We start from the raw sequence: 10980 nt of genomic DNA, 5'->3' as shown, positions 1-10980 counted from the left end.
CACCATTGTAGTGCAAACAAGGATTCAGCCGCACATGATGCCAGGGCAACTGTTCGATCATCTGCTAACGGCCATTGTCGTGGTCGACACACAATGGCGCATTTTGTACGCCAATGCAGCCGCTGAGCAGCTGATGCACCAAAGTGTCCGCCGTTTAGTTAACCAACCGCTCACAGAACAGCTTCAACATGCCAGTGTGGATTGGTCACATATCGTCAGTACCACACAAGCCGGACAGAGCTTGACCGACAGTGATGTGACTTGGGTGGTCGACGGCCAACCACAAAAAGTCCAGCTTAGCGCGAGTCCACTATTTGATGATCCAAACGGCGGGAAAATCCTGCTCGAAGTCAATGTGGTCAGCCAGCAGCAACGGATCAGTAAAGAGCTCGCCCAAAAAGCACAGCAACAGGCGGCCAAAGAGTTAGTCCGAGGGTTAGCRCACGAAATAAAAAACCCGCTCGGTGGCTTACGTGGTGCGGCACAACTGTTGGAAAAAATGTTGCCCGATGCCAGTTTGGCCGAATACACCCAAATCATCATTGAGCAAGCGGACCGGCTTCGTAACCTCGTCGACCGGCTACTGGGCCCACAGCGTCCGGGGCTGCGACAAAAGCAAAATATTCATGTGGTGCTGGAAAAGGTCCGTCAGTTAGTCAATCTCGACACGCAGGGCGCGGTCAACATCATTCGCGACTACGACCCTAGCTTGCCGGATTTTGACATGGATCCCGAACAACTCGAGCAAGCGATTCTCAACGTGGTGGCCAATGCTGCCGMCGCGGTGCGCGAGCAAGCCGATGGACAAATTACCTTGCGTACACGCACAGGGTTTCAAACCGTGATTCATGGCATGCGTCATCGCGTCGTGGCACAAATCGAGATTATCGATAACGGGCCGGGCATCAGCCCCGAGCTGCAAGACACCTTGTTTTACCCCATGGTCACCAGCAAAGTGAACGGAAATGGCCTCGGGCTTGCGATTACCCACCACCTCATTGATCAGCATAAAGGAAAGATTGAGGTTAATAGCTGGCCAGGGCACACCTGCTTTATCATCCAATTACCGATTATTGAAAAGGACACCACGCATGAGTAAAGGAACCATCTGGATTGTTGATGATGACAGTTCCATTCGTTGGGTCATGGAGCGCACCTTAAGCGCCGCCAATTTAGCGTGTCAGACATTTTGTGATGCCGACAGTGTGTTAAGCGCACTCCGCGAGCAAACACCCGATGTGTTGGTCTCCGATATCCGCATGCCAGGCACGGATGGGCTCGCCCTTCTCCATCGCGTTCATGAGCAGCATCCAGATTTGCCCGTGATCATTATGACCGCACACTCAGATTTGGATGCCGCGGTGAATGCTTACAAAAAGGGCGCATTCGAGTATCTGCCCAAGCCGTTTGATATTGATGAAGCCCTAGCTTTAGTCGAGCGTGCACTGGCACATCGCAAAGAACAGCAAAAGCAGCAAACCACCCAGCCTTCTCAAGCGGACATGCCAGAAATCATTGGTGAAGCGCCCGCCATGCAAGAAGTGTTTCGCGCCATAGGTCGTCTTTCTCGTTCATCGATTTCAGTCTTGATTAATGGCGAGTCTGGCACAGGGAAAGAGTTAGTGGCGCAAGCATTGCACCGCCATAGCCCCCGCGCTGACCATGCTTTTATCGCACTCAACATGGCCGCGATTCCTAAAGATTTGATTGAGTCTGAATTGTTCGGCCACGAAAAAGGCGCCTTTACCGGTGCAAACTCGGTGCGCCAAGGACGGTTTGAGCAAGCCAATGGCGGCACGTTATTCCTCGATGAAATTGGCGATATGCCACTGGATGTGCAAACACGTTTGCTCCGTGTGCTGGCGGATGGACAATTCTATCGCGTCGGTGGTCACGCCGCCGTGGATGTGGATGTGCGGATCATCGCCGCCACCCACCAAGATTTAGAGCGCTTAGTGGCGGAAGGCGCATTTCGAGAAGACTTATTCCACCGCCTGAATGTCATTCGCGTCCATTTACCGTCTCTTAAAGACCGACGCCAAGATATTCCTCAGTTGTGTCAGTATTTTCTCGCCCGCGCTGCGGAAGAGCTCGGCGTCGAAGCCAAACAGCTCCATCCAGATACCAAGGCCATCATGAGCCAACTACCTTGGCCGGGAAATGTACGTCAGCTAGAAAATACCTGCCGGTGGTTAACCGTCATGGCCAGTAGCAATGAGGTCTTACCCAGCGACTTACCTCGTGAGCTGCTTCACCAGCCCATCCGCCTCGCTGAGAACGAAGAGCAAGACTGGCAGCACGCATTGGCGCAATGGGCAGAACATGCGATTGCCAGTGGCCAACACGGCATTTTGCAACAGGCACTACCGAGTGTTGAGCGCATATTGTTGGAGTCAGCATTGGCACACACCCATGGCCACAAGCAGGATGCAGCGAAAATACTCGGATGGGGACGAAATACACTCACCCGCAAGCTAAAAGAGCTTAATATTGAGTCATGACTCATTATTAAAACTCAAACACTTTGAACCTCTGCTAAATTTAATAACAGTGATTGGGGTACAATCCGCCAATTGTGTTGGGTTCTTAAGAAGAGTTAAGTTGTTGTACTAATGAGAAACATGCGTCCCCTTTCGATTCGAGCAGCTGTCATGTTACCCGTGTTTCTCGTACTCACGCTGACACTGATTGTGATCGTTTTTACAATCAACAATCATTACCAGTCCAGTTCGCGTTTCGTTGGTAAGTTATTGCTTACCGACTACTCTCAGGGGGTTGAGCACGACTTACGCCAATACCTCGAAAATCCGTTTTACGCCAATGTCTTTGTCGCTGACAGCGTGGCGGCGTGGGCGGAAGATCGCAACCCCACCCCACAAGACATTCGCAATTACTTGCTCAACAGCTATACCTCCCTTTTTCAAGCTATGCCTCATATGCAGGTGTTGAGTATTGGTGTCGATGCCCGCGGCGACTATTACGGCTACCGCAAAAGCACCAGTGGCCAATACATCCTCATGGAGCGCAGTGATGAGACCAACCGCGCCTTACGCATCTTCGATGGGCGTACGCCTTTATCCAATGTGATTTATCAAGATGGGGATTACGACCCCCGTGTGCGTCCTTGGTATATTCCTGCCTTTAACCGTGAGCAGCCTCGCTGGACCGATATTTATCGCGATGCTGATGAAGTGGGAGAAGTCTCGCTTTCTGCCATTGCCCCCATTCAAATAAACGACAAAGTATGGGGCGTGGTTGCCAGCGACATCAAACTAACTGCTTTCAATCAGTTTTTAAGTGAGCGTCAGCAAAAGCTGGGCGGTGCCTTATTTATTGTCGATAGTGAAGGGCGCATGCTGGCACATAGCGGCCAAGACAGTCCGACCAATATTCTTCATTTTCCAGGCGTCCCCAATAACTCGGTGCTCAACAATACCATCAGAAATATCTCCGATGACTGGCCCCCTGCGCCCTCGCAATTGGGGCAACCTTTTTATTTTAAGATTGCCGACAAGGGCAATTTTTACGGCATAATCAAGAAGGTAGACATGGCAGCACCTTTCCAACACGACTGGTATGTGGTGGTGGCCTTGCCCGATCAATTACTGCTGGAGAGCTTACTCAACCAACAAAAGATCAGTGTCTACCTCGTGATAACCATGGCGCTAGTTGGGTTAATGGTGGTGTATTTGATTATTCGCCAACTCACCCGCCCTTTGCGCGATACCGCGGAAGCTGCCGCCAAGCTTGCTTCAGGGAACCTGACGTATCGGATCAATACCTCTGCCAGTTTGCGAGAAATCGCCATTCTTAAAGATGCCTTTAACAACATGTCCGACAAAGTGCAGGACTCGTTCAATGCATTACGTCTACAGGTCCGTCAAGACAACTTAACCCGTTTGTACACCCGAGAAGGCTTATTAGAACAAGCCAACACCATCCGCTATCACACGCCCAACACCTTAGTGATCCTCGGCATCAACGGGTTTCGCAACATCAACGACAGCCTTGGCCAAGACGGCGGCGACCAACTGCTATGCACCATTGCTCAGCGCTTAACCGATCTCGCGGATGGCACTGGAATGTTGGTGTCACGAATTCGCGGTGATGAGTTTGCAGTACTGGCTCCCAACACCACCAACCGCACTCAGTCAGAAGCCTTGGTGAATCAATTACTCAGCCTGTTTAAGCGTCCGGTCAAAATCGGTAACGATGAGGTCTTGGTCGATGCATGTGCTGGGGTAGTCTTTGGCCACACCTTTGGCGATGCCATTTACGAAGGCTTGCAACACGCAGGATTGGCACTGAGTGAGGCAAAACGCAGTGAAACCGATGCCTATGTTTTCTTTGAGGCCAGTATGCAAGCGCGTGTCCAAGAGCAGTCGCGCTTGCTTCTCGAGCTTCATCATGCCGTGCAGCACCATGAGTTTGTAGTTTACTATCAACCTCTTGTGCGTCTTGTCGATGGCCGTTTCTGTGGCGCCGAAGCACTTGTCCGTTGGGAAAGTCCCAGTCGGGGTATGGTATCGCCCGCCGAGTTTATTCCGGTGGCCGAACAAAGCGGTTTAATCAATCAAATTGGTATGCAAGTGCTCGAACAGGCTGCGTACGATACCGTTGCCCAAATCGAAAAAGGCGTGTGGGCAGCGGATTTTCAGCTGCACGTAAACTTATCCGCCCGCCAGCTTTTATCCGCTGATTTTATCGATAAGTTGCAAGATGTCCTGTCACGTACCCGCTTGCCCGCCGATAACCTCACCTTAGAGATCACCGAATCTCAATTGATGAGCCACGAGCAACTGGCAACATCAGGGCTAACTAAAATCCGTGCACTGGGCATCAAAATAGCCATTGACGACTTTGGGACCGGCTATTCTTCACTGGCATACCTTCACCAGATGGCCTTTGATAGTTTAAAAATCGATCGCAGCTTTGTGCATTCGATGACTGAAAATGTGACCAACCAGCGCATCATTGAAGCCGTAGTAGCCATGACCCGTGGCATGGACGTCCATCTGGTTGCCGAAGGGATTGAAACCCAAGAAGAAGCGATTCGACTGCGTGAAATTGGCTGCCACTACGCCCAAGGGTTCTTGTTTGCCAAGCCGCTTCCTTTGGCCGAACTGCCAACAGAACGGGTAACGGATAAGCTCCCCACGCGATAGTTGTCACGTCATCGGCATACTGGCTACTGACGATGTGATGGTCAATCGCTATACTGAGCGCCAACTCACCTGCTGGGAACCGATGATGATAAGAAAAAACCTACCCTTGACGGACTTACACCGCCATCTGGACGGCAACATCCGTATCGAGACCATTTTAGAGTTGGGGCAAAAATTCGCGATGCCTCTGCCCGCCACTGATATCGAGTCATTGCGCCCACATGTGCAAGTGGTTGAAAACGAGCCGGATCTGGTCGCGTTTTTGTCTAAGCTGGACTGGGGCGTCGCCGTGCTGGGTGACTTGGATGCAGTGCGCCGTGTGGCGTATGAGAACGTCGAAGACGCATTAAACGCACGCATTGATTATGCGGAACTACGCTTTTCGCCTTACTACATGGCGATGAAACATCAACTGCCTCTCGAAGGCGTGGTGGAAGCCGTGGTCGATGGCGTGCAAGCCGGTAGCCGTGACTTTGGCGTAAAAACCAACCTGATTGGCATCATGAGCCGCACTTTTGGCCCTCAAGCTTGTATGGCTGAGCTAGATGCATTGCTGACCCAGAAACATCAATTGGTCGCCATCGATCTGGCCGGTGATGAGCTGGGCCAACCTGGCGATCAATTTACCCAACACTTTGCCAAAGTCCGTGCCAGCGATCTGCAAGTGACCGTACACGCGGGTGAAGCCGCGGGTGCGGCCAGCATGTGGCAAGCCATTAATGAACTCGGCGCGACCCGAATCGGGCACGGGGTTAAAGCGATTGAGGATCCAAAACTGATGGACTACTTAGCCGAAAACCGTATCGGGATTGAAAGCTGCCTAACGTCGAACATTCAAACCAGTACGGTGGCGGATTTGTCTCAGCACCCGGTACGTCAGTTCCTCGATCACGGTATTCTTGCTTCGTTAAATACCGACGATCCCGCCGTCGAAGGCATTGAACTCCCGTATGAATACGAAGTGGCTGCCCCAGCTGCGGGCTTAACTACTGCGCAAATCCACACACTGCAAGAAAATGGCCTGACCATTGCTTTCTTGTCTGACAGTGAGAAAGCAGCACTGACCGCTAAAGCCGCGGCCCGCTAATTCGCGAACCAAGCGCCAACCAGGCGCCAAGAAAAAAACCGCCGTTTGGCGGTTTTTTGTTTAAATCACTCGCGAGAACTGTTGTTGGCGCGCTCTATCCCGTAAATAAACATCAAAACTCATACAGATGTTACGAATCAACATGCGCCCCGTTTTGGTCACAGCAATGCTGGTGTCGGTCAAGGCGACCAAACCATCATCGACAAAACACTGCAAGAGTTTCAGATCCTCAGCAAAATAGCCATCAAAGTCGATGTCATACTCGGCCGCAATCTGGGCTTTATCCAAGTAAAAATTACACATCAGTGCTTTGATCACATCACGGCGGATCCGGTCATCGCGCTCTAGCATCACGCCTTTGCACAATGCATGGCGCTCAGCATCCACTTGCTGATAATACTGCTTCATGTCCTTTTGGTTTTGCGCGTAACAATCGCCAATCATCGAAATCGCCGACACGCCCAACCCCAGTAAGTCACAATCACCTTGCGTGGTGTAGCCTTGGAAATTGCGGTGCAAACGCCCTTCACGCTGCGCGACAGCCAGTTCATCATCGGGCAGAGCAAAATGGTCCATGCCGATAAATTGGTAGCCAGCATTGGTTAATGTGGTGATGGTCTCTTGCAGCATAGTCAGCTTGGCATCTGGCGATGGGAGATCGTCGTCTTTAATCTTGCGCTGCGCAGCAAACAGCGATGGCAAATGCGCATAGTTAAACACCGACAAACGTCCCGGACGCATCGTCAGCACTTGCTCTAAGGTTTTGGCAAAACCCGCTGGCGTCTGGGTGGGTAAACCATAAATTAAATCAAGATTGGTGGAGCGAAATCCCAGCTCACGCGCACGCTCAACCAAGGCGTGGATAAAGTCTTCGTCTTGCTCTCGATTGACCAACTGCTGCACTTTTTTATCAAAGTCCTGCACGCCAATGCTAATGCGGTTAAACCCCTCACCGCGCAAGTGATCAAGCATATCCAATGGGATTTCACGCGGGTCGACTTCAATGCTGATTTCTGCCTCAGCCTCAAAGTGAAACTCTTGGCGTAGCAAACTCATCAAGCGGGATATTTGCGGTTTAGTTAAAAATGTCGGCGTTCCCCCACCCCAATGCAGCTGAGTCACGCGACGCGTGCCCAGCAAAAACGCACGCTGGCGAATTTCATGCTCAAGCGCATCCAGGTATTCATCCGCTTTATGCTGATGGCGCGTCACCACTTTATTGCATCCGCAGTAATAACAAAGCTTATGGCAAAACGGGATATGTACGTAGAGCGATAAGGGCCGGTCAGGATACTGGCTACAGGCCATATCAAATTCAGCGGCCGTAAAGGCTTCGTGAAATTCTAACGCGGTAGGATACGAGGTATAGCGGGGCCCTGAATAGTTGTACTTATTGATAAGGGCTTGATCCCAAATAACTTGTGGTGAGGACATAGCTTACAATTCCGCAAAGAGCGCTCAGGACAACAGCGCCTAGTGTGCCACAGCTTTTGGTGAAGTGTTGAGCACTAACCGGCGCTAGCGATGCGAAAGTGTCGGTGAGATCGAGTTTCGCCCAATAATTATAGGGGTATTGCGCGGTCAGAAGATAGACCGCGCGACTGGCTTTAATGGGTCAGGATATGATCAGGGATATGGCGACCGCCCGTAAACGCGAGAATCTCGGCCAACTCGGCCTTAATCGCTTGCTCAAGGCGCGCTTCGTGTTTCGCCCGTTCTAGGTCAAACTTCATACGCTCTTTCTTTTTAAGCGCACTGCGCGCCTCGCCGCGTGGGGTATCTTTCACCGCTTCATACAGCTCAAACAATGCGGGGTAACGGCTATCAAACTCGACCCGTTTATCGCCTTGCAAATGATCCATGATCATATAGAGCCGAATCGCCGCTTCCGATAAATCACACTGATCGTTAAGTGCGGCAAACGCAATCACGTCGACACTCTCGACAATTTTATCGTTGCGCTTGGCAATCGCAGCCTCTTTTTGCTGCGCTTGTAAGGTGTTTTGGCGTTTTAATTTAGCCAGCAACACCCCCGCATAAATGGATAGGCCGAGAATAATTAATCCGCCTAGTCCGGCTAATACCCAGATCCAATCCTGCACCAGTTACTCCTCGTTAGTCGTCCTGTTGTTCAAATTTTGCCAGCAGGTCGTCTTCATCAGTGTCGTCGTCATTGAGTAAGCCAAGCTTATCCATCAGCACTTCAATGCGATCGAGCTTTTCATCCACATACGCTTGCAGACCAGAGCCTAACTTCTCACCATTTTCGATACGATCCAACAACACATTCAGTTGTGGGTCTTGCTCGAGTTTGGCAAGCTCCTGCTCAGGCGTGAGTTTAGGCTGCTTTGGTTTCACCGCATCCGTCCCGAGTGGGATAGGCTTTTTACTGCCAATGCGCGGGTCTTTACTACCACCGCTGCGGCGCGTTTGCGTTTTACTTTCTTCCGAATGACGCGAGCCGGCTTTTTTACCTTTGCGCTTTTTCTGCTTTTTCAGCATACGCGCAATGCGATCTTGTTCATTCTGATTTTTATCTACGTATTGCGCCGGGCCTTCCGATCCTACGCGGCGCGTTTTCTTTTTACGCGTCATGACAGTGGTTTCCTCATTAAAATTACGTCGTTGCCAACAAATTCAAGCGCAAGGCCCGATTTCGCGGCTAAAAACTCAAAAGTATGACGGCTAAAAAAGCTCACGTGTGTGGGGTCATTTTTGTAATGCCAACGTGAGAATGCCGCTTGGTCTGTGACCAACTTGGTCATCACCCCGAGCCATCCACCGGGCTTCAGCATGGCTTGCCATTGTTGCCAAGCCACGTCGGGTTGATAAAAGTGTTCGATAGCTTCTGTACAGGTAATAAAGTCGTACTGCGTCTCTAAGACCTGTGCATCTGGCGCATAGAAGGGATCATAGCAGGCCATAGTGTGCCCTGCGTCAGTCAGCATCCTCGCCAACACCGGCCCCGGTCCACAACCAAAATCGAGCCCGTAAGCATGTTGAGGTAACCGTGTCATTAACGGTGTGAACAGGCGGGACAGAAAACGTTTATAGCCTTCATCCTCAGCATGATTTTGGTGCAAGTCGTAAATCGCCTTCTCGTCATCCGCCGATAGCAACGCATCACGGTCAACGAATACTAACTCACACACTGCACACTGAAAGTACGCTCGCTGTTTATCACTATGGTAAGGGTGTACGCCTTGGTGCGCACATAATGGGCAATGCTGCATATCATTCTTCAATGCCAGAAGCTGGCGCGAATGTAGCAGAAAGTGGGTCAATAAAAAAGCGACAGGCATAAAGCCTGTCGCGGTATCGCCAGAGCGATATAAGCGGGTGTCGTCCGTCCTGGTACGTCTTTCGTCCCTGCTTGGTGGCGCTGTGCGCCCTTTGTATCAACGTCCTGTTGCTGTGGTGGCTACCTGCCTAACCGTCGCCTCCTGCGTCCTTGTCATCATGACAACCACGGCACTGTCCTCGTGCATCACACTCCTTGTGCTAACGCGCTCCATGCGCACCACCTTGGTGGCGTCACCTTCCTGGCGTTTCCCCCGCGCTCCGTGCGGGTGATGCATCAACGTCCTGTCGATGGGGATAGAATACTACAACCACGCCCATTGCCTAGAATTGCAGCCAAAAACAAATCAGTACAAGAATAAGATTTAGTTTTAAGGTTTTGATTCTATTGTTTATTTTTTATTATCTCGCATAAATTTTATCTATTTTCCACGGCAATCTATGGGCGATCTCTTACAGAAAAAATCGCTCTTTTCGCGGTAAGGCCGTCTGCGTCAATGGGTCAGCTGGACGGAGTCGGTTGGTATGAGTAAAAAACCGAAGATAAAAGCTAAGCGGGTAAGACGTCAGACAACAAAAAAGCGAAAGCGGCCTGCGCCCCTTTCGCTTTCAATATATATTCGTGTCGCCGCGAGGCAATGCTGTCTTAGTGCAGGCCACCAAGATATTTCGACAACGCATCAATCTCGTTGTCGGTCAGCTTCGCCGCCACAGAGCGCATCATTTGATTCATATCGTTATGACGATCACCATCGCGGAACATTTTCAGCTGACTCGCTAGGTATTTCGCGGGCTGGCCAGAAATTTTGGGGAAACCAGAAGAAGGCGTACCATTACCGCGCGGACCATGACACGCAGTACAGGCTGCAATGCCACGCTCAGGATCACCTGCCATATAAAGCTGACGGCCAATCGCCACCGAGCCTTCAGGCGTAGTGCCAGGCTTTGGCGTCAAGGTCGCATAGTAAGCCGCGAGATCAGCCATGTCTTGCTCTGAAAGCGGTGCAACCATGCCTGCCATCACAGCATTGTAACGACCTTGCTCTCCGCCGCTTTGCGCGCCGAGCTTAAATTCCTTTAATTGCTTTTCAATGTAGTTGGCGTGCTGACCCGCCAAGTTGGGGTAGTCAGGCAAAATGCTATTACCATCGGCACCGTGACAGGCGGCACAGGTATTGGCTTTTGCTTTGCCCGCTTCAGCATCTCCTTGGGCCCAGGCTGAGGCGCTGGCGAGGAGGGTCAATATTAGCGCTAATTTCTTCATGACATTCCATTTATAATTATCAAGCTTCCAGTACCACTACTTCGTTACCGTCATGGTACAATAACCGATCAAAAACCGAGCACGGTTATTTTACACAAATTCACACAAAAGTAATCAGTCTACTACACCAAGACGAGACGGAGTTAACAGTGGAGCAATCGCTT

The 10980-nt window shown here is 51.0% G+C and carries 9 protein-coding genes; 4 read left to right on the top strand and 5 right to left on the bottom strand.

The window, feature by feature from the left end; all coding sequences use genetic code 11:
• Positions 1-34: 34 nt before the first annotated feature.
• The 4 genes from glnL to add all read left to right on the top strand — a co-directional run bounded on the left by glnL (position 35) and on the right by add (position 6252).
• The gene (glnL, locus tag BZG83_RS14365; protein ID WP_077481534.1) at positions 35-1099 is read left to right on the top strand and encodes a nitrogen regulation protein NR(II); all 1065 of its coding nucleotides are present in this window, start codon (positions 35-37) and stop codon (positions 1097-1099) included.
• On the top strand, positions 1092-2501 hold the full coding sequence (glnG, locus tag BZG83_RS14360) for a nitrogen regulation protein NR(I) (RefSeq protein ID WP_077481532.1): 1410 nt from the start codon (positions 1092-1094) through the stop codon (positions 2499-2501). Before glnL ends, glnG begins: the two co-directional genes overlap by 8 nt.
• 120 nt (positions 2502-2621) lie before the next feature.
• A complete protein-coding gene (locus tag BZG83_RS14355) occupies positions 2622-5165 on the top strand; it encodes a bifunctional diguanylate cyclase/phosphodiesterase (RefSeq protein WP_158074968.1) in 2544 nt (847 codons plus the stop codon).
• A gap of 85 nt (positions 5166-5250) precedes the next feature.
• Positions 5251-6252 carry an adenosine deaminase gene (gene add, locus BZG83_RS14350; RefSeq protein WP_077481538.1) on the top strand — a complete coding sequence of 334 codons (1002 nt, stop codon included), beginning with the start codon at positions 5251-5253 and terminating at the stop codon, positions 6250-6252.
• Positions 6253-6312: 60 nt separating this feature from the next.
• Here the strand turns inward: add and hemN are convergent, their stop codons facing one another.
• From hemN to BZG83_RS14320, 5 genes are all read right to left on the bottom strand, one after another.
• Positions 6313-7686 (bottom strand): oxygen-independent coproporphyrinogen III oxidase, encoded by a 1374-nt coding sequence (hemN, locus tag BZG83_RS14345; protein WP_077481528.1) that lies wholly within the window; start codon positions 7684-7686, stop codon positions 6313-6315.
• Between the two features lie 173 nt (positions 7687-7859).
• The gene (locus BZG83_RS14340; protein ID WP_077640167.1) at positions 7860-8354 is read right to left on the bottom strand and encodes a DUF2489 domain-containing protein; all 495 of its coding nucleotides are present in this window, start codon (positions 8352-8354) and stop codon (positions 7860-7862) included.
• Between the two features lie 13 nt (positions 8355-8367).
• Positions 8368-8847 (bottom strand): Der GTPase-activating protein YihI, encoded by a 480-nt coding sequence (gene yihI / locus BZG83_RS14335; protein ID WP_077481524.1) that lies wholly within the window; start codon positions 8845-8847, stop codon positions 8368-8370.
• A complete protein-coding gene (locus tag BZG83_RS14330) occupies positions 8844-9485 on the bottom strand; it encodes a class I SAM-dependent methyltransferase (protein ID WP_077481536.1) in 642 nt (213 codons plus the stop codon). Before BZG83_RS14330 ends, yihI begins: the two co-directional genes overlap by 4 nt.
• Positions 9486-10198: 713 nt before the next feature.
• Positions 10199-10816 carry a c-type cytochrome gene (locus tag BZG83_RS14320; protein ID WP_069590267.1) on the bottom strand — a complete coding sequence of 206 codons (618 nt, stop codon included), beginning with the start codon at positions 10814-10816 and terminating at the stop codon, positions 10199-10201.
• Between the last annotated feature and the right edge of the window lie 164 nt (positions 10817-10980).

This window comes from Salinivibrio sp. PR919 (genome assembly GCF_001995355.1).
GTDB lineage: Bacteria > Pseudomonadota > Gammaproteobacteria > Enterobacterales > Vibrionaceae > Salinivibrio > Salinivibrio proteolyticus.
The sequence above is the reverse complement of the archived record's forward strand: the minus strand, read 5'-3'. Positions and strand labels throughout refer to the sequence as shown.

Coding starts and splice junctions, on each gene's coding strand:
- glnG (WP_077481532.1), top strand. CDS start 1,092: ATGAGTAAAGGAACCATCTGGATTGTTGATGATGACAGTTCCATTCGT.
- BZG83_RS14355 (WP_158074968.1), top strand. CDS start 2,622: ATGCGTCCCCTTTCGATTCGAGCAGCTGTCATGTTACCCGTGTTTCTC.
- add (WP_077481538.1), top strand. CDS start 5,251: ATGATAAGAAAAAACCTACCCTTGACGGACTTACACCGCCATCTGGAC.
- hemN (WP_077481528.1), bottom strand. CDS start 7,686: ATGTCCTCACCACAAGTTATTTGGGATCAAGCCCTTATCAATAAGTAC.
- yihI (WP_077481524.1), bottom strand. CDS start 8,847: ATGACGCGTAAAAAGAAAACGCGCCGCGTAGGATCGGAAGGCCCGGCG.
- BZG83_RS14330 (WP_077481536.1), bottom strand. CDS start 9,485: ATGCAGCATTGCCCATTATGTGCGCACCAAGGCGTACACCCTTACCAT.
- BZG83_RS14320 (WP_069590267.1), bottom strand. CDS start 10,816: ATGAAGAAATTAGCGCTAATATTGACCCTCCTCGCCAGCGCCTCAGCC.